We start from the raw sequence: 18,867 nt of genomic DNA on the forward strand, positions 1-18,867 counted from the left end.
GCTCCGAAGTCCTCCCCGACACGTCGTCCCCCGCGCCGCGCGCGAGCGACCGTGCGAGGCCCGGAGCCCCGATGGACGCGCACGCCCCACGAGGGCGCGCCTCACGCTCGAGTTGGCATGAACCCGCTCACGAAGAAGTCGCCCCCTTCGGGCACGCTGTCGATGGAGCTGCTGCTGGGGACGCTCACCGCGTTCGCGCCGCTGTCCATCGACATGTACCTGCCGGCGCTGCCGCGCATCGCGGAGGACCTGCACTCGTCGGCCTCGGTCATCCAGCTCACGCTCGCCTCGTGCTTCGCGGGGCTGGCGCTGGGGCAGCTCTTCACGGGGCCGCTCATCGACCGCTTCGGACGCACGCGGCCCTTGTACGTGGGGCTGGCGGTGTACGTGCTGGGCTCGCTGGGCTGCGCGCTCGCACCCTCGGCGACGGCGTTGGTGGCGATGCGCTTCTTCCAGGCGTTGGGTGGGGCGGTGGCGCTGGTGGCGCCGCGCGCGGTGGTGCGCGACCTGTGGTCCGGCGCGGACGCGGCGCGGACGATGTCTCGGTTGATGTTGGTGGTGGGCGTGGCGCCGGTGCTCGCGCCGCTGTTGGGAGGGCTGGTGCTCCAGTACACGAGCTGGCGCGCCATCTTCGTTTTGCTGGCGGGCATCGGCGTGGTGGCGCTGGTGGCCACGGTACGCGTGTTGCCTGAGACGGCGCCCGCGCACTCGGGGCCGCGCAGCGTGCGCTCGCAGTTGGGGGCGCTCTTGAAGGACGCGGACTTCGTCGGCCCGGCGCTCGCGGGCGGCTTCGCGTACGCGGGGATGTTCGCGTACATCGCCGGGTCGCCCTTCGTGTTCATCACGCTGCATGGTGTTCCTGAGCAGGACTTTGGTTGGTTCTTCGGCGCCAACGCGGTGGGGCTGGTGGCCATGGCGCAGCTCAATCGCAAGCTGCTCGGCGTCATCCCGTTGCACCGGATGCTGCGTCTGGCATTGACGTGGTGCTGGCTCACGGCGCTGGTCGTCCTCGCCGTGACGTGGAGCGGGGCAGGAGGCCTGTGGGGACTGGCGGCCGCGCTGTTCCTGTTCGTCCCGACGATTGGCCTGGTGGGACCCAACTCGGTGGCCATCGCGCTGGAGCGGCATGCCGCGCACGCGGGGCTCGCGTCCGCGCTCCTGGGCGCGCTCCAGTTCGCCGCGGCGGCCACGGCGTCGTGGGCGGTGAGCGCGCTCGATGACGGCACCGCGCGTCCCATGGGCGGGGTGCTGGCGGCGGCGGCGACGCTCGCGTGGCTGTGCGCGTTCCTGCGGCACCGCTCGGGCGCGGCGAAGCCCGAGCCCACCGTGGCGGCGTGAGCCCGTAGCCCGCACGGGACACGGGCCGCCCGAGAGAAAGCCTCACCTGAAAAGGCTAACGTCGCGTGTGGACCGCCGGGTTCCCGCACCGACGTGGGTCCGCTCCTCCATCCGCCTCGCGGGAAGAGGTGCCAGTTCATGGACAAGAAGGACAGGCTCGACCGCTCGTGTCTGCCGGAGGGCGTCTCATTCGACCGCAAGGAGGGGCTCTATGCGGTGCTCGGTCCGGAGGACCGGGTGGTGCATCTGGGAATCTACGAGGACGGGCAACGCAAGCCCGGGACCTGGGCCCTGGATGTGGCACCGGATGGGAGTTGGGCCCGCGTGGAGAGGAACACGGTCCACGAATGGGACCGCTCCGCTCCGGGCCTTCCCTATGACGAGGAGAAGTCACTGGCGGCCTGGGGTGTTCCGTGGCTCCGCACCATCGCCAGCGAAATGCAGGGACCGCGTCCCGGCATCAACCTCCAATGCTCGTTCTGCGAGAAGTACTTCCGCGAGGTGAGGCATCTCATCGCGGGCATCAACGTGAAGATCTGCGACGAGTGCGTGGGCCTGTGCAACGACATCATCCAGAAGGAGAAGCAAGACGCCTCGAAATAGGACGGTGTCGAGGTCCGCCTCCACGCCGCTCCTGATTCACGCCACGCGGACATGAAAAACCCCGAGGCGCCGTGCTGGCACCTCGGGGCGGGTGACGCGAGAGAGCGAGTCGTCAGGTCATCACTGCGCGACCGGGACCTTGGCCTTCTTCTCCGCGCCGACGAAGTCACCGGACTTCACCTGGGTGACCTTGGTCCAGTCCACGTGGCGCGCCATGGCCTGGCGCACGTCCTCCGGCTTGAGCTTCGCGAGCTTCTGCTCCAGCTCCGCGTCGAACGCGAGCGTGCGGCCCAGGTACAGGTAGCTGGCGAGCCTGCGTGCCAGGCCCCCGTCCTGCGCGCGTCCCGCCTGACGGTACTCGAGCAGACCCGCGCGGGCCTTCTCGAGCTCCTCGGCGGAGTAGCCCTTCTGCAGCGCGCTGGTCACCTCTTCACGCATGGCCAGCTCCAGCCGCGACGCGTTCTCCGGCGCGTAGATGGCGTACGTGATGAACGTGCCCACCGCGTCGATGTCACCGGGGTTCAGGCTGCTGGCGACGCCGTAGGACAGGCCATCCTTCTGACGGATGCGCGTGGCCAGCCGCGAGTTGAGGAAGCCGCCGCCCAGCACGAAGTTGCCGAGCATGAGCGCGGGCCAGTCCTCGTCCTGGTCACGCAGTTGGAGCGTCTGTCCCGCGTAGTAGTACGCGTTCGCCTTGTCCGGCGTCTCCAGGACCAGGGCCTTGGCGCCCACGTCGTTGAACACCTCCGGCACGCGCTGGTACTGCGTGGGGCTCTTCCAGCCGCCGAAGAGCTTGCTCGCGACGCCGGTCAGCTCCTTCGGCTCGAAGTCACCCACCACGGCCAGCTCCGCGTTGGAGCCGCCATAGAACTGCTTGTGGAAGGCGCGCGCCTGCTCGAGCGTGGTGTTCTTCGCGCCCGCGATGCGCTCGTCGAGCGTGGGCACGTAGTACGGGTGGCCCTTCGGGTAGTGGCCCGACAGCGTGCGCCAGAAGGCGATGCTGCCCTGGGTCTCCGGCTCGCTGCGCTGGGCCTCCAGGTCCGCCAGGCGCTCCTGCTTGAGCAGCGCGAACTCCTTCGCGTCGAACGCGGGCTGGCGCAGCACCTCCGCCACCAGCTCCAGCACCTTGGGGAGGCTGGCGCGCGGGCACTCGATGTTGGCCGAGGCTCCGGACAGCCCACCGTCCACGCTCACGCGGGCCTTGAGCTTGTCGAGCTCGTCCTGCAGCTGCGAGCGCGTGCGCTTCTGGGTGCCGCGCATCAGCATGCGGCCCGTGTACGCCGCCGCGTCCGCCTTGCCGCGCAAGCTGGCCTCGGTGCCCCAGTGGAAGGACAGCGACGCGTTCACCATCTCGCCGCGCGTCTTCTTGGAGAGCAGCGCGTACTTCATGCCGCCGGGCAATTCCCCGCGCTGCACGCGCGCCTCCACGTTGGAGGGGGAGGGGTCGAACGCCTCGCCCTGCGTCACGGCGGCGCGGCCCTTGTAGCCCTCCAGCACCTTCGCCAGGTCCACCGGCGCCGGCATCTCCGAGCGGTCCGGCTTCGCCGTCGGCACGAACGAGCCCATCGTCCGGTTGGAGGACTTGAGGTACGTGGTGGCGACGCGGGTGACGTCCTCGGGCTTCACCGCCTCGATGCGGTCGCGGTGCAGGAACATCAGGCGCCAGTCGCCGGTGGCGGCCCACTCGGACAGGCCGATGGCGGCGCGCTCGGAGTTGTTGAGCGTCAGCTCCATGATTTTGAGGAGCGTCGTCTTGGCGCGGGTGACCTCCTCCTCGGTGAAGGGCTTGCGAGCGGCCTCCTCCACGTTCTTGATGAGCGCCTCGCGCGCGGGGCCCAGCGGCTGGCCTTCGCGCAGCTCCGCGCTGAAGCCGATGACGCCCGGGTCGCGGAACTGGAGGTTGTACGCGGACACCTTCGCGACCTTCTTGCCCTCCACCAGCGACTTGTAGAGCCGGCCCGAGGGGTTGTGCCCCATGGCGAGCGTCAGCACGTCGATGGCCGCGAAGTCCGGGTGGGCGCCCTCGGGTACGTGGTACACGCTGGCGAGCATGGGGTTGTCGCCCACGCGGCGCAGCGTCACCTCGCGCTCGCCGTCCTGGGTGGGCTCGGCGGTGTACGTGGCGGGCACGGGCTCGGCGGGCTTCTTCAGCTTGCCGAAGGTGTCCTGGATGTAGCCCAGCGCCTTGGCCTCGTCGAAGCGGCCGGCGACGACGAGCAGCGCGTTATCCGGGCGGTAGTACTTCCGGTAGAAGGCCTGGAGCCGGTCGATGGGGACGTTCTCCAAATCCGAGCGCGCGCCGATGGTCGACTTGCCGTAGCTGTGCCAGATGTACGCGGCGCTGAGCACGCGCTCCTGGAGGATGCTGCCCGGGTCGTTCTCACCGGACTCGAACTCGTTGCGGACGACCGTCATCTCGCTGTCGAGGTCCTTCTTCGCGATGAAGCTGTTGACCATGCGGTCGGCTTCGAACGAGAGCGCCCACTGGAGGTTCTCGTCGGTGGCGGGCAGGGTCTCGAAGTAGTTGGTGCGGTCCAGCCACGTGGTGCCGTTGGGACGGGCGCCGCGCTCGGTGAGCGCCTGGGGCACGTTCTTCGTGGTGGGCGTGCCCTTGAACAGCAGGTGCTCGAGCAGGTGCGCCATGCCCGTCTCGCCGTAGCCCTCGTGCTTGCTGCCCACGAAGTACGTCACGTTCACGGTGACGTTGGGCTTGGTCGGGTCGGGGAAGAGCAGCACGCGCAGGCCGTTGGGCAGGCGGTACTCGGTGATGCCCTCCACGCTCGTCACGGGAGAGAGCGAGCCGGCCTTGGGGGCGGGGGCAGCGGCCTTCGCGGCGGGGGCGGGGGCCTTGGCGGCGGAAGGGGAGGGGGCAGGGGCTTGGGCCCAGACGGGCTGGCTGGCCAGCAGCATCAGGGGCGCCAGCAGGGAAAGCGGGGTACGACGCTTCATGCGGTCCTCGCGGGTCTTCAGGAAGTGCACGGCGCTTCTAACCCGGCACACCCCCTCCGCCATCCCGGAAGCCAGCACTTCCTCCAGGAAGGCGTCCTCGGTGTGACAGGCGAGGGGCGCGCTCCGGGGGTTCGCGGCGGGTTCGTCGCGATTTCCGGTGACTACCCTTGAGGTTGTCTACCGCCTTTCCTCCATTTCAGGTTGGCTTGGTAGGGTGCCTTCCACCTGGAAAGCGACATGGGGTCGCTCGAAGGAGGACGTCGAGATGGCGCGCAATGACGGTGGGGGACTGGGGCCGATGTACCAACGGGAGATGGAGGAGTTGAGGGAGCGCCTGCGCAAGGCGCATGAGGAGTCGCTCGCGGCCATCGCGAAGCTGTCTCAGCACATGGACAGGACGCGGGTGAACCTGGACGCGCTGGACCGGAGCCACGCGGACTTCAGGCAGTCATTCCAGGCGGTGCAACGGGAGTACGGCGAGCTGAGGGAGATGGTCCACGAGCATCACGTGGTCATCGGGGAGACGCGACAGGAAGTCAGCGGACTGAAGGGCGACGTCGGCGGGCTGCAGCAGGACGTCAAGGAGATCCGGGTCGACGTCCATGAACTGAAACAAGACGTGGCTCTGCTCAAGCAGAGGGTGGAGGCCTTGGAGGTGAAGGTCCACGCCCTCGAGCGGAAGATGGAGGTCGTGCATGCACGACTGGAGGGCATCGACAGAAGGCTCGATGCCATCGACTCCCGACTCAGCATCCTGGAGACCGGGTGTCAGGCCATGGAGGTCAAGCTCCAGCGCTCGGACCGCCTCTTCGAGGAGATGAACGAGCGCATGGACCTCTTCTCCCGGGACCTCCGCGTCGTGCGCGCGGGCTTCGAGGAGTCCGTGGAGACGCTCGCGAAGCTCGCCGCGACCATGGGCATCAACGCCTCGGAGATGCGCCGGGGGTTGTTCCACGTCAACGAGAAGGTGTCCCGGCTCTCGGTGGAGCAGGACACCACCAACAAGCGCCTCCAGGCGCACGAGAGCATCCTGACGAAGCTGCTCAAGAACTGACCCCGCGATGACACCGTGAGGGGAACTCCACGCGGTTCCCCTCACGTCGGTGTAGCGTCGCCCCTCAGGTCCGCAAGGGGCGACGCATGAAGCTGGTGCTCATCTCCGATACGCATCGACGACACGAGGAGCTCGAGGTCCCCGTGTGCGACGTGCTCATCCACGCGGGTGACTTCTCCCGCCGAGGCAAGCAGGAGGAGCTGGAGTCCTTCCTCGGCTGGTTCTCCCGCTGTCCGGCACGAGAGAAGGTGTTCGTCGCCGGCAACCATGACTTCATCTGCGAGCGCGACCCGCAGCTGACGCGGAGGCTCGCGCACGAGGCGGGAGTGCACTACCTCGACGACGAGGAGGTGCTCGTCCGAGGCCTGCGCGTCTGGGGCTCACCGGTGACGCCCCGCTTCGGCGGCATGGCCTTCAACCGCGAGCGCGGCGCCGACATCCGCACGCACTGGGACCTCATCCCCGAGGGGCTCGACGTGCTCGTCACGCACGGTCCTCCCAAGTGCCTGGGGGACCGCACGTTCCTCGGCGCGCACGTGGGCTGCGAGGACCTGCTCGCCCGCGTGAAGCAGGTCCGTCCGCGCCTCCACGTCTACGGCCACATCCACGAGTCCCCGGGCGAGCAGTCCCTGCCCGACGTGCCGACTCGCTTCCTCAACGTGTCCAACTGCCACCTGCACCCCTTCGGCATCCGTCCACCCGTCGAGGTGGAACTCGACGCGCTGTCCTAGGACGCGCGCTGTCCTCGGAAGAAGTCCTCGATTTCGCGCACCTCGTCCGTGGTGAGGCGGAAGTCCCCGGCCTGGATGAAGCCATCCACCTGCTCGGCGCTGCGCGCGCCGACGATGGCGCCCGTGACGACGGGGTTTCGCAGCGTCCACGCGATGGCCACCTCCGCGGGCGAGCGTTCATGTCGCGCTCCCACCTTCCGGAGCAGCTCCACCAGCTCCAGGTTGCGCGTCAGCTTCGGCTCCTGGAAGTCGGAGCTCTTGCGGCGCCAGTCGTCCTGGGGGAAGGCCGCCACGCGCTCGCGGGTCATCGCGCCCGTCAGCAGGCCGGAGGCCATGGGCGAATAGGCGATGACGCCGATGCCGTGCTGCTCACAGAAGGGCAGGGTGTCCTTCTCGATGTCGCGGTGGATGAGGGAGTAGGGCGGCTGGAGCGACGTCGGCGGCGCGATGCCCCGGATGCGCTCGAGCTGCTTCGCATCGAAGTTGCTCACGCCCGCCCAGCGAATCTTCCCCTCGCGCTTCAGGGCCTCCATCGCCTTCCAGCCCTCTTCAATCTCCTCCAGCGACTCCACCGGCCAGTGGAACTGGTACAGGTCGATGGCGTCCACCTTCAGCCGGCGCAGCGAGGCCTCACACTCGCGGCGCACCGAGTCCGCCTTGAGCACCTTGGAGATGCGCCCCTGCGCGTCCCAGACCATGCCGCACTTGGTGAAGACATACGGCCGCTGACCCCGGCCCTCGAGGGCGCGCGCGACCACCTCTTCCGAGTGCCCCAGTCCATACACCGCGGCGGTGTCTATCCAGTTGATGCCCGAGTCCAGCGCGCGCCGGATGGCCTCGATGGACTTCGCGTCGTCCTGCGAGCCCCAGCCGAACTGCCAACCGCCCCCTCCAATGGCCCAGGCCCCGAAGCCCAGGGGGGTGATGTCCAGGTCGGATGACCCCAGCTTCCGCGTCCGCATGCGCTCCTCCAAGTCTCGTACGGGCCCGCACCCGAGGCTCGGGCAGCCTGTCACCTCGGGGCCCCTGGAAGAATGGGGATGCGCGGCCCGGGACGCGCGGGCCCGGGACGAGCGCCCCGTCGCCCGGCCCCTGGAATGTCGCTCGGACGGCGGGGTGACACGAAGCGGCGTGCAAGCATCGGCGCGCTGGCCCGTTAAGTAGTAAGGACCGCTGCAGGATTCGAGTCCCTTGCGCGGACCAGGAGCTTCCCTCGGATGAAACGCTTTCTCATCGGCGCGCTGGCCTTCATCGGCGCGATGTCCGTCCTCTTCGTGGTGGGCCTGGTGGCCCTGGTGGTGCTCGCGTCCTCGAGCCGCCCCAGCGTGCCGTCCAACCTCGTGTTGGAGTTGGACCTGTCGCAGCCGCTCGCGGAGAACGTCTCCGCCGACTCGCTGGCCGGGGCCTTCGGCGAGGACCCGCTCACCGTGCGCGACGTGGTGGACGCGCTGGAGAAGGCGGGCGAGGACTCACGGGTGAAGTCGCTGGTGGTGCGCGTGGGCACCAGCCCCGGCAGCCCCGCGACGACGCAGGAGGTGCGCGACGCGGTGAAGGCGTTCCGCGCCAAGGGCAAGAAGGCCATCGCCTACACGGACTCGTTCGGCGAGGAGGGCAACGCGACGGGCGCGTACTACTTCGCGTCGGCCTTCGATGAAATCTACATGCAGCCGTCCGGCAGCGTGAATGTCATCGGCCTCGCGTTCGAGACGCCCTTCGCGCGCGACGCGCTGGCGAAGCTGGGCGTCAAGCCGCGCTTCGACAAGCGCTACGAGTTCAAGAACGCGGTCAACAGCTACACGGAGCAGGGCTACACGCCCGAGCACCTGCTGGCCACGGAGCGCTTCGCGGGCAGCCTCTACGGGCAGATGGTGCGCGGCATCGCCGAGGGGCGCGGGCTGAAGGAGGAGGAGGTGCGCGCGCTCATCGACCGGGCGCCGCTGCTCGCGCCGGAGGCGGTGGACGGCAAGCTGCTCAACGGGCTGCTCTACCGCGACGAGGTCTACGCCGCGCAGAAGGCCGCCGCGGGCGAGGGCGCGGAGCTGTTGTACGTGAAGAAGTACCTGGAGCGCGCGGGCCGGCCGAACACCACGGGCGACACCATCGCGCTCGTCTACGGCGTGGGCACCATCTCGCGCGGCCGGAGCGACTCCAGCCCGTTCGGGGAGCAGGCGCTCGGCGGCGACAGCGTGGCGGCGGCGCTGCGCAAGGCGGCGCAGGACTCGCAGGTGAAGGCCATCATCTTCCGCGTGGACAGCCCGGGCGGCAGCTACGTGGCCAGCGACACGGTGCGCCGCGAGGTGCAGCGCGCTCGCGAGGCGGGCAAGCCCGTCATCGCCACCATGGGCACGTACGCGGCCAGCGGCGGCTACTACTTCGCCATGGACGCGGACAAGATTGTCGCCCAGCCCGGCACGCTCACGGGCAGCATTGGCGTGTACACGGGCAAGTTCGTCACCGACGGCTTCTGGGAGAAGCTGGGCGTCAACTTCGACACGGTGGCCTTCGGGAAGAACGCCACGCTGGCCAGCTCGGACGCCGACTACACGCCGGAGCAGCAGGCGCGCGTGGACGCGGAGCTGGACCGCATCTACACGGACTTCACCACGCGCGCGGCGAGCGCCCGGAAGATGCCGGTGGAGAAGCTGCAGGGCCTGGCCAAGGGCCGCGTGTGGACGGGCGAGGACGCGCTGGAGAACGGCCTGGTGGACGCGCTCGGCGGCTACCCCAAGGCGCTGGAGCTGGCGCGCGAGGCCGCGAAGCTCCCCGCGGACGCCAAGGTCCGGGTCGAGGAGTACCCGCGCAAGAAGAGCCCCGCGGAGGTGCTGTCCTCCATGCTGGGGGAGACGGGCGACAACAGCGACGACGAGGCCTCCGCCACCACGTCGGTCGCCACGCCGTGGGCGCCGCTGGTGGAGGCCACGCGCGTGGTGCACGAGGTGGGCGTGCGCATGGGTGTCTTCGCACCCGAGCGTGGCTCGCTCCACGCGCCGATGCCCCAGACGCGCTGGTAGTCGTCCGCGACACGTCAGGACATGTCCGCGCGTGCCTCATGGACGCGCGGGCGTGATGCCTGGACGCCTGGCCCCGAGGTGCGTGAGTCCTTCCCGCCTCGGCGCCTTCGCCTCTCACCGCGACAGACCTTTCGTGGACGTGCTCCGTTTCAATTCGAGACGTGACGGCGCGTCATGACGGGTGGGGCATCGGGCCCCTTCCTTGCAGATGTCGCGGACGTGGAACCATCTGTCGCGGCGGAGCAAGCCGCGCGGGTGGTGCGGGCGTAGAGAACACTCAAGTTTCCGGGACGCATGCGTTCCCAGGGGCAGGGGGCCGCCGTGGGGGGCCTGAGGAGCAAGGCATCATGAAGAAGCGACTGGGGGACATCCTGCTCGAGCGCGGGATGATGGATGCGCTGCAGCTCCACTCCGCGTTGGCGTACCAGCGCAAGTGGGGAGTTCCGCTCGGGCAGGTGGTGGTGGACCAGCGCTTCTGCACGGCGCGGCAGGTGTTGGAGGCGCTGGCGGAGCAGGTGGGGATGCAGACGGTGGACCTGGACGCGCAGCCTCCCGAGGCGGCCCTGGCGCGCCTGATTCCGGAGCGCGTGGCGGAGACACACCGCGTGGTGCCGCTGCGGCTGGAGGGACACGCTCCCCGGGACACGCTGGTGGTGGCCATCGCCGCGCCGGCGAGCCTGGCGTCGGTGGACGCGGTGAAGAGCGTGACGGGGCGGACGCGGGTGGTGGCGAGGCTGGCCACGGACGCATCCATCCGCCGCGCCATCGGCCGGATGTACCGGGGTGAGACGGAGAACGCGCCCCGTCGTCCTGGCATGGAGGGCTTCTCCCTGCCGGAGGCGGACGAGCAGATGCCCATGGTGCTCAGCGGCAGCATGGCGGAGCTGACGAACATGGCGCCGCCGGTGGTGCCCTCCGAGGGTGAGCTGCCCTTGTTGTCCTCGCTGGAGGAGGAGACGGCGCGGCCCCGGCCCGTGGTGGCGGCGGTGCCCCGGCCTCGCACGCCGTCCCAGACGAAGCTGCCCACGGTGACGGCGGCGCCCGCGGAGGCGCTGGCGCAGGTGCTGGTGTACGGCTGGGGCGCTCAGGCGGCGTCGGGGCTGGTGCGGGTGCTGACGGGGGCGGGCTTCACCGCGCGGGTGGCGAGCACCGAGGAGCTCCTGGCGTCGAGCGAGGCGCAGGTGGTGGTGGCGCCGCTGCCGTCGCTGGAGGCGCTGGGCCGGAGGGTGGGCGCCCAGGTGGTGGCCGCGGGCAAGACGCCCGAGGTGGACCTGCCCCGGGCGCAGGCGGTGGGAGCGCGGGGCTTCGTGGCCGCGCCCGTGGACGCGGAGCTGCTGCTCAGGACGGTGCGTCGACTGGCCAGTGCGCCCGTCGACGCCACGTTTCTCAGGCGCGCCAGCTGAGGCGCGCGGACCTCACGGCACCGCGGAGAGCATCGCGGAGACGTTGCCCAGGGAGGACTCGGGGAGCCACAGCGACTCGAGCTCCACGGGGGCGGAGGTGAAGGGCTCGGCGCGCACGAGCGCGTCCGAGTCGTAGCAGCCGGTGAGGAGCCAGCCTCGCTTGACGCGCTGGTAGGTCTCCAGCGTGCGCGCGGCCGGGTCCACCAGCCAGACGTGGGAGACGCCCTGGCGCGCGTAGAGGGGCAGCTTGCGCGTGCGGTCCAGGGCGACGGTGGACGGGGCGAGCACCTCGCAGACCCAGTCCGGCGCCAGGGTGAGGAAGGGCACGTCCGGGTCGAGGGGGGACGACACCCGGTCGCGACGCCAACCCGCCACATCGGGCACGAGCACGTCGGGCCCCAGGCGCAGCTCGGGGGCGCGCAGGAAGCACCAGCGTCCGCTGCCACCCCGGCGCCGGTCGAGTTGCTCACCCAGCTCCACGCCCAGCATGAAGGCAGCGCGGGTTTGAGCGGGCGTCAGCCTGGGAGAAGCCACGAGCTCCTCGTCCAGTATCTCTCCGACCCAGCCCGCGGGCAGGGCCTGGAGCATGGAGTGGTTCGCCAGGTGGATGATGCCTTCCGTCACAGCGCCTCCGAAAGTGCGGCGGTTGAGGGCGGCATTCTAGGGAGGGGTCTGACACGGCCTGGGCCGTGCGGCGGCGCGTCACTTTCCGATGCAGAACCGCTGGAAGATTGCGTCGATGAGCGCCTCGGACGCGGAGGTTCCGGACACCTCGCCGAGGGCTTCCAGGGACAGGGCCACCTCGCCGGAGACGACCTCCAGGGTGGACAGGCGCGACGCTGCTTCCGCGCGGGACAGCGCCTCGGAGGCGCGACGCAGGGCATCGGCGTGACGCTCGGACACGAGGGCGACCGCCGAGGGCGTGCCGCCGCCCCACAGTCGTGAGAGGAGCGCTTCACGCAGGGTGTCCACGCCCTCGCCCGTGAGTCCGCTGACGCGGAGGCGGGGTGGGGTGCCCTGCGACGTGGACCTCGAATCGTCCGAGCGCGCATCCACGACGCGCATCTCGGGCATCACCGAGGACCGCGCCTCGACATCGCACTTGCCGTCGACGCGCAGCACGGGCGTGGCACCGGCCTCCGCGAGCCAGCGCTCCGCGTCCACCTCAGCCGTCCCCGGCGGCAGCACGAGCACCGCCAGGTCCACGCCCGAGAGCAGCTCCCGCGTGCGCGCGATGCCGAGCGCTTCCACGCGCCCCGGCGTCTCGCGCAGGCCCGCGGTGTCGAACAACGTCACGCCCAGGCCGCTCCACTCGACACGGGCCTCCAGCGCATCGCGCGTCGTCCCGGGCTCGTCGTCCACGAGCGCACGCGCCTCGCCCACCAGCCGGTTGAACAGCGTGGACTTGCCCGCGTTCACCGGCCCGAACAGCGCCACGCGCGCGCCACGTCGCACCAGTCGGCCATGGCCCGCCTCGGCCATCAGCGCGTCCGCCTGCGCACGCAGTGCCTGGACGCGCGAACCCGCGTCCTCGTCCGCGCCCTCGGCCTCGTCCGGGAAGTTGAGCACGCCCTCCAGGTCCGCGTGCAGCGCGCGCAGCGGCTCCTCCAACGCACGAACCCGCTCACTCAGCGCCCCGGACAACCCAGCCGCGGCCGCGCGCACGGCGGACTCCGAGTCCGCGGCCACCAGGTCCGCCACCGCCTCCGCGCGCGTCAGGTCGATGCGCCCGTTGAGGAACGCCCGCCGGGTGAACTCCCCCGGCGTCGCCAGCCGCGCGAGCCCATCCTCCAGCGCGCGCGCCAGCAGGAGCTGCAACAGACGCGGACTCCCATGCGCCTGCAGCTCCACCACGTCCTCGCCCGTGAACGACGCCGGCCCGCGGAAGTACAGGAAGAGCCCCTCGTCCAGCGCCCGCCCTGCCGCGTCCACGAAGGCCGCGAGGTACGCGTGGCGCGGCGTCAGCTCCGCGGGGATGCCCGGCGCCAGCCGACGGCCCACTTCCAGCGCGGCGGGACCCGACAACCGGAGGATGCCCACGGCCCCCGCGGTGGGCGCGGTGGCCAGGGCGACGATGGTGGGGGAGACGGACGTCATGTCAGCGGAAAACCGGCGGCCGTTCGGCACGCTGACGGGGACTCGCATCCCCGGCAGCGCTCGAGCCAGACCTACCGAGGCCCCATCGGGGGCGTGGAGCCACGGGCGGCCTTCTCGACGGCCTCGCGGTTCTCCTCGATGTACTTCTCCACGGCCGCGTCCTCGATGTCCAGGTCCCGGAGCACGCCCGGGTAGACGAAGCGGAAGGCGGGGGACTCCTCATCGCCGCGCAGGCGGAAGCTCATCTTCAGCACCGCCGCGCCGTACAGCTTGTCCTTGAGACCCTTCGCCTTGCCCATGCACGCCCTCACTCGTCGAAGTCGTCCTCGTCATCGTCCGGCAGCAGGCTCCGCTTGGGCAGCGGCGCGGGCTTCTCCGGCGTGAACACCACTCGGCGGTTGCGGCCCTCACCCTCGGCCGCGACCTTCAACCCCACCACTCCTTCTACCGCCTTCAGCACCCGCGCGCGGTCGTCCTGCTTCATCGCGGCGAGCGCGTAGAAGCGCCCCAGGCTGGCGGACTTCTCCGCGAGCTTGCGGACCGCCTCTCGCAGCGCGGCATCCTCTTCGACCGCCAGCGTCCGCTCGTCCCCGTCCGCCTGCGCCTTGGGCGCCGCCCCACGCTGCGCCGGAGCCTGCTTGTCCGCCCCACGCTGCGCCTGCTGCTTGGCGGGAGGGGGAGGCTGCGCCGCCTGCGCCTTGGGTGCCGAAGCCGCCGCCTGCTGCGCGGGGGCCTTCTCCGCGGCGGCCTGCGGCTGCTGCGGCTCGCGACGCTGCCGGGGCTCCGGGTGCGCGCCACAGCCCAGCACCACCCAGCGCCGGTCGACGCCCGGGCGGTGCAGCATCTTGTTGAGCAGGAACTGGAGCGAATCCAGCACCTGGCTGCGGCGGCCCTGCTCGACGCCGGGCGGAGGCCCCGCTTCGAAGTGCAGCGCGACGGACAGGCTGCCGTCCGCCGCGTCCTGCATGTCCAGGCGGGCCGGGAAGCCCATCAGGCCCAGGATGTCACCGAGGAGCTTCTCCACGCGGGGGCGCAAATCCGCGCCCCCGGCGACGGGAGCCTGCTGGGAAACCGGCTGCTCGCTCACTTGCGCTTTCCTCCCGCTGTCGCCACCGCCGGCGTACCCCCACCGGCCTGCGGCTTGTTGCGGTCCAACCACTTCCTCAACCCGTACTGCTGCGCGATGGAGAAGATGTTGTTGGTGAAGATGTAGAGCGACAGACCCGCCGGGTACTGCAGCAGCGTCAGCGTGAAGATGCCGGGCACGAACCAGGTCATGATCTTCGCCTGGGTCGCATCCATCATCTGCGGCTGCATCTTCTGGGTGATGATCATCGACACGCCCAGCGCCAGCGGCAGCAGGTACGTGGGGTCCTTGTAGGTCAGGTCCCGCCAGATGGGCCCGAAGAAGGGCTCGCCGTACAGGTCGAAGCTGTTGCGCAGCGCCGTGAAGAGGGCGATCCAGACCGGCATCTGGATGAGCAGCGGGAGGCAGCCGCCGAGCGGGTTCACCTTCGCCTCCTGGTACAGCTTCATGATTTCGAGGTTCTGCTGCTCGCGGTTGTCCGCGAACTTCTTGCGAATCTCGTCCATGCGCGGCTGGAGCTTCTTCACCTCTTCCATGCTGACCATGGAGCGGTAGGTGAGCGGCAGCAGCACCAGCTTCACCACCACGGTCAGCAGGATGATGGCCACGCCCCAGTTGCCGGTGAGGCCGTGGAAGAACTTCATGATGCCCAGGAGGATCTTGCAGATGACGGCCCAGATGCCGAAGTCGACGGTGTCCTCGAGCTTCGGGTGGAAGGTCGCCTCACCCAGGCCCACGGCCTTGCGCAGCTCCGGCCCGGGCACCACGGCCATCAGGTCCGGGTCCTTGGGGCCCAGGTAGCCGCCGAGCTTCAGCGTCACCGTCTCGCCCGCGGCCGCGCTCAGCGGGAAGGCCACGGAGACCTGACGCGCGGTGGGCGTGGCGGCGAGGATGCAGCGGCCGGGGCGCGGCCCCTCCAGCGGATAGAGCGCCGACAGGAAGTACTGCTGGTTGATGCCGAAGTAGTGAATCTGCCCCTTGCTCTTCTCCGCGTCGAGCGCGTCGTCGCCCGGGTTCATGTTGTGGAGCTTGTCATCCACCCAGCACGCGGAGCGGCTCAGGTTGCCCACGCCGCCGAAGAACGACGGCGCGTGCTCGAAGTTCGGGTCGATGGCGCGGCCGTAGTGCACCAAGAGCTCGCCGTTCTGCGCCTGGCCGGACGTGTTCTTCACCTGGATGGTGTACGTGAGCTCGAAGCCCTCCTTCGGCCACTGCAGCACCTTCACCACCTCCCACGGACCCTGGCGGCCGGTGAAGGTGAGGGACTCCACGTCGCCGCCCGTCTTCTCGTCGACGGCGTAGGGGACGCCGGCGCCCAGGGGGCTCTGGCCCTCGATGGTGACGGACAGGGGCAAGGGCTGGTTGGGCACCGGCTGCGCCAGGTTCATCTGCGGCGCGGGGGGCACCTCCTTGCCGAGCAGCTGCTGGTAGCCCTGGGCCAGGGTCAGCGAGTGCTGCTCGCGCATCTTCACGCCCTGCAGCTCGGCGGACGTCAGGCCCGCGCCCACGGAGGAGAACCGGTACACGGACTCCTTGCGGTGCGAGTCCACCTGCTTCGCGGGCGGGGGCGGGGTGGCCTCGGCGACGGTGCCGCCCGGGGGAGGCGTGCCTTCACCGGGGGGAGGCTGCGCGGCCTGTGCGGGGGTGCCAGCGTCCTGCGTGCCTGCGGCCGCCACACCCGCGTCATCGGCGCCAGGGGCGGCCGGCGGGGGCGGGAACAGGAACATCCATCCGGCGGTGACCGCGAAGGAGAGCAGCAGGGCGACCAGCAGCCGCTTCTGGGAGTCGTTCGACTGGGGCGAGAGCGGATCGTTCATAAGTGTCCCTCCCCGCGGGGGAGGGTGCGGCAAGGGGTGAAGACCCCGTCAGGGCACCGGGTCGATGCCACCGGGGTGGAAGGGCTGGCAGCGCATCAGGCGCCACACGGTGAGCCAGGAACCCTTGAACCCTCCATGCTTTTCCAGCGCCTCCATGGCGTAGGTGGAGCACGAGGGATGGAAGCGGCACACCTTCGGGAGCAGCGGCCCCAGGAACCTCCGGTAGAACCGGATGGGCAGCGAGATGACGAAGGCGAGCGGGCTCATCGGGGAGGCTCCTTCGGCTTCGGCTCGGCGGCCGGCGGGAGCCGCTGCAGCTTACGGGTGACACCGTCGAAGGCGCGCGACAGCGCCACGAAAGAGGCTTCCTTCGCGGATGAGCGCGCCACCAACACTACGTCCAGGCCCTGGGGCCATTGCGTGCGCCGCTTGCGGAACAGCTCCCGCAGCACACGCCTCAGGCGCGCTCGCACCACCGCGTTTCCCACCTTGCTCGACACGGTGAGGCCAACACGGGAGTACGCCCGGCCATTGCGCTTGTAGAGGGCGAGGAGGCAGTCGGAAGGGAGCTTCTGCCCGCCGTCCTGCACCTCGAGGAACTCACGCCTGCTGAGCAGGCGAAGGGCCTTGGGGAAGCGCTGGTCTGCCGGGCCCTCTCGGCCCGGCGTCGCACCCTCGGCCCTCACACGCGGACTCGCTTACTTCTTCGCGGCCGACACGACCAGCCGCTTGCGGCCCTTCGCGCGGCGGCGCTTGAGGACATCGCGGCCGGACTTGGTTCCATTGCGCTTGCGGAACCCGTGGGTGCGGTTGCGGCGCAGCTTCGACGGCTGATACGTGCGCTTGGACACGGCTCGAACTCCTTGATGAGGGGTGGCGCCTCCTACGGCTTCGGCGCGACCTGAACTAGGGAAAGGGCCGGGTCCGTAACCCCATTTCCGGGGTAAGTCAACGGAGGACCACCAGGACCGCCCCCATTTTCCAGATCCAGGGAACGGATTCCAGGCCTCCGAATCCTCCCGGGAGCGGCCGCCCGCCCGGGTGGATCCATCTGGAGCGGCCGAGCATGCCTCCGTTCGATCAACCCGGGAGCGGATCCGCGCGCACCACTTGAAGGAGCCGTGACAGGGCTCCGGGCGTTTTTGCGTTCCGTACTCCCAGTCAACCCCCGCGGGCGGAGCCCCAGCGGTTGGGGGGAGGGAAGCGGATCCCCACAACGACCCTGACCCGGCACGTCCGTTGCCGATTCGTGAGGTCCGGAAAAGATCCTTCAGCGGCGCCACTTTGGGTCGATAGCTTGATCCACCTGGACCCCTCTGTTAGCACCGCCGGACGCTCGCAGTCCCGCCCGCTTTGCACGGTTGAGACACACTTGAACGCCCTCGCCCAGGCCTCCGCCCCCCTTCCAAGTGCTGGAATTCTCTGGAACAAGTTGCTGGAGGCCATCCGTCAGGAGGGCCGTCAGTACGCGCTCCAGTGGTTGGACCGGGTGCGCGCGCTGGAGGTCCGAGACAACGCCCTCGTGCTGGGTGTCCCCGACCGCTTCTTCCGCGACTGGGTGGACGACCACTACCGCGGATTGCTCGAGGGACACCTGGCCCGGATGGGCGACGGCCTGTCCTCCGTGACCTATGAAGTCGTCGAGGGACTCGTCCCCGACCCCCAGTTCCCGCCCACACCCACCGTGAAGGTCAATGTGGGCCGGCCCTCGCGCCTCAACGGCCGCTTTACGTTCAGCACCTTCGTGGTGGCGGACAGCAACCAGCTGCCGGCGGCCGCGGCGCAGGCGGTGTCGGACAAGCCGGGTCACCACTACAACCCGCTCTACATCTACGGCGGCACGGGCCTGGGGAAGACGCACCTGCTCCAGGCGGTGGGCAACCACATCTGGGAGAAGGACCCCTCGCAGCGCGTGGTGTTCCTCTCCAGCGAGCAGTTCACCAACGAGTACGTGGAGAGCGTGCGAGAGCACCGCATGACCGACTTCCGGCGCAAGTTCCGGGAGGAGTGCGACGTGCTGCTCATCGACGACATCCAGTTCCTGGGCAAGCGCGAGGAGACGCAGAAGGAGTTCTTCTACACCTTCAACACGCTCTACGAGCTGGGCAAGGCCATCGTCCTCACGAGTGACACGGTGCCCGCGGAGATTCCGGGCCTGGAGGAGCGGCTGCGCAGCCGCTTCACCATGGGCCTGATGACGGACATCCGCGAGCCCACGTACGAGACGCGCGTGGCCATCCTCCAGAAGAAGGCGGTGGCGGAGAACCTGGACCTGCCGGACTCCGTGGCGCACTTCATCGCCAAGCACATCCAGAAGAACGTGCGCGAGCTCGAGGGCGCGCTGGTGAAGCTGTCCGCAGTGCACAGCCTGACGCGCCAGCCGGTGACGGAGGAGTTCGCCGCCGAGGTCCTCCGCGACATCCTCCCCGCCCAGCACGTGGTGGACGTGGAGGCCATCCAGCGCGAGGTGGCCCGCTTCTACAAGGTCACCGTGGAGTCGCTGAAGGAGGACCGCCGTCACAAGGCCCTGGCGCACGCGCGGCAGGTGGCCATGTACCTGAGCCGCAAGCTGACCAAGAGCTCCTTCCCTGAAATCGCGTCGCGCTTCAGCAAGGACCACTCGACGGTCATCTCCGCGGTGCGCAAGGTGGAGGGCCTGCGTGAGTCGGACCCCACCGTGAAGCGCGAGCTGGCGGAGCTGGAGCTGCGGCTCGGCGGGCACTGAGCGCCCACCCACCGTCGGCCACCGCGTCCCACACACGGTACGACCAGGAACG

17 protein-coding genes are annotated in these 18,867 nt (G+C 69.8%); 7 read left to right on the top strand and 10 right to left on the bottom strand.

All coding sequences use genetic code 11. The annotated features are described in order from the left end of the window. Positions 1–117: 117 nt before the first annotated feature. Together K8625_RS25930 and K8625_RS44550 are read left to right on the top strand one after the other, a co-directional pair. Positions 118–1,338: a multidrug effflux MFS transporter gene (locus K8625_RS25930; RefSeq protein ID WP_223784197.1), complete on the top strand. Its 1,221-nt coding sequence runs from the start codon at positions 118–120 to the stop codon at positions 1,336–1,338. Positions 1,339–1,476: 138 nt separating this feature from the next. Next, positions 1,477–1,941 carry a ClpX C4-type zinc finger protein gene (locus K8625_RS44550; RefSeq protein ID WP_370640391.1) on the top strand — a complete coding sequence of 155 codons (465 nt, stop codon included), beginning with the start codon at positions 1,477–1,479 and terminating at the stop codon, positions 1,939–1,941. A 120-nt stretch (positions 1,942–2,061) separates the two neighbouring features. Here K8625_RS44550 and K8625_RS25940 read toward each other — a convergent pair whose 3' ends face one another. Beyond that, positions 2,062–4,890, bottom strand: a complete 2,829-nt coding sequence (locus K8625_RS25940; RefSeq protein ID WP_223784198.1) for a pitrilysin family protein — start codon at positions 4,888–4,890, stop codon at positions 2,062–2,064. Positions 4,891–5,155: 265 nt separating this feature from the next. Here K8625_RS25940 and K8625_RS25945 point away from each other — a divergent pair, with 265 nt between their 5' ends. Together K8625_RS25945 and K8625_RS25950 are read left to right on the top strand one after the other, a co-directional pair. After that, a complete protein-coding gene (locus tag K8625_RS25945; protein ID WP_223784199.1) occupies positions 5,156–5,944 on the top strand; it encodes a hypothetical protein in 789 nt (262 codons plus the stop codon). 86 nt (positions 5,945–6,030) lie between these two features. Beyond that, positions 6,031–6,675 (top strand): metallophosphoesterase, encoded by a 645-nt coding sequence (locus tag K8625_RS25950; RefSeq protein ID WP_223784200.1) that lies wholly within the window; start codon positions 6,031–6,033, stop codon positions 6,673–6,675. Here K8625_RS25950 and K8625_RS25955 read toward each other — a convergent pair. Continuing rightward, positions 6,672–7,637, bottom strand: a complete 966-nt coding sequence (locus tag K8625_RS25955) for an aldo/keto reductase (protein WP_223749512.1) — start codon at positions 7,635–7,637, stop codon at positions 6,672–6,674. The genes K8625_RS25950 and K8625_RS25955 overlap by 4 nt on opposite strands. Positions 7,638–7,892: 255 nt before the next feature. Here K8625_RS25955 and sppA point away from each other — a divergent pair, with 255 nt between their 5' ends. Together sppA and K8625_RS25965 are read left to right on the top strand one after the other, a co-directional pair. Next, the gene (sppA, locus tag K8625_RS25960; RefSeq protein WP_223784201.1) at positions 7,893–9,686 is read left to right on the top strand and encodes a signal peptide peptidase SppA; all 1,794 of its coding nucleotides are present in this window, start codon (positions 7,893–7,895) and stop codon (positions 9,684–9,686) included. Between the two features lie 347 nt (positions 9,687–10,033). Then, on the top strand, positions 10,034–11,089 hold the full coding sequence (locus K8625_RS25965; RefSeq protein ID WP_223784202.1) for a general secretion pathway protein GspE: 1,056 nt from the start codon (positions 10,034–10,036) through the stop codon (positions 11,087–11,089). A gap of 12 nt (positions 11,090–11,101) precedes the next feature. On the opposite strand, the gene K8625_RS25970 is transcribed toward K8625_RS25965, so the two are convergent. From K8625_RS25970 to rpmH, 8 genes are all read right to left on the bottom strand, one after another. Continuing rightward, on the bottom strand, positions 11,102–11,713 hold the full coding sequence (locus tag K8625_RS25970; RefSeq protein WP_223749509.1) for a Uma2 family endonuclease: 612 nt from the start codon (positions 11,711–11,713) through the stop codon (positions 11,102–11,104). A 78-nt stretch (positions 11,714–11,791) separates the two neighbouring features. Then, positions 11,792–13,186, bottom strand: coding sequence for a tRNA uridine-5-carboxymethylaminomethyl(34) synthesis GTPase MnmE (mnmE, locus tag K8625_RS25975; RefSeq protein ID WP_223784203.1), 1,395 nt, complete (start codon positions 13,184–13,186; stop codon positions 11,792–11,794). 71 nt (positions 13,187–13,257) lie between these two features. Then, on the bottom strand, positions 13,258–13,485 hold the full coding sequence (locus K8625_RS25980; protein WP_015353650.1) for a hypothetical protein: 228 nt from the start codon (positions 13,483–13,485) through the stop codon (positions 13,258–13,260). Between the two features lie 8 nt (positions 13,486–13,493). Continuing rightward, entirely contained in the window at positions 13,494–14,273 is a 780-nt protein-coding gene (locus K8625_RS25985) for a hypothetical protein (protein WP_223784204.1), read from the bottom strand. After that, positions 14,270–16,090, bottom strand: coding sequence for a membrane protein insertase YidC (gene yidC, locus K8625_RS25990; RefSeq protein WP_223784205.1), 1,821 nt, complete (start codon positions 16,088–16,090; stop codon positions 14,270–14,272). Before yidC ends, K8625_RS25985 begins: the two co-directional genes overlap by 4 nt. A 48-nt stretch (positions 16,091–16,138) precedes the next feature. Continuing rightward, complete coding sequence (yidD, locus tag K8625_RS25995) at positions 16,139–16,357, bottom strand: membrane protein insertion efficiency factor YidD (RefSeq protein WP_046717246.1); 219 nt, start codon at positions 16,355–16,357, stop codon at positions 16,139–16,141. Next, positions 16,354–16,776, bottom strand: coding sequence for a ribonuclease P protein component (gene rnpA, locus K8625_RS26000; protein ID WP_046717247.1), 423 nt, complete (start codon positions 16,774–16,776; stop codon positions 16,354–16,356). Before rnpA ends, yidD begins: the two co-directional genes overlap by 4 nt. 12 nt (positions 16,777–16,788) lie before the next feature. Beyond that, complete coding sequence (gene rpmH, locus K8625_RS26005) at positions 16,789–16,941, bottom strand: 50S ribosomal protein L34 (RefSeq protein WP_015353655.1); 153 nt, start codon at positions 16,939–16,941, stop codon at positions 16,789–16,791. Positions 16,942–17,462: 521 nt separating this feature from the next. On the opposite strand from rpmH, the gene dnaA reads away from it, so the two are divergent. Next, entirely contained in the window at positions 17,463–18,815 is a 1,353-nt protein-coding gene (dnaA, locus tag K8625_RS26010; RefSeq protein ID WP_141325253.1) for a chromosomal replication initiator protein DnaA, read from the top strand. The last annotated feature ends 52 nt before the right edge of the window (positions 18,816–18,867 follow it).

It is taken from the genome of Myxococcus sp. AS-1-15, from assembly GCF_020037055.1.
Lineage (GTDB): Bacteria > Myxococcota > Myxococcia > Myxococcales > Myxococcaceae > Myxococcus > Myxococcus fulvus.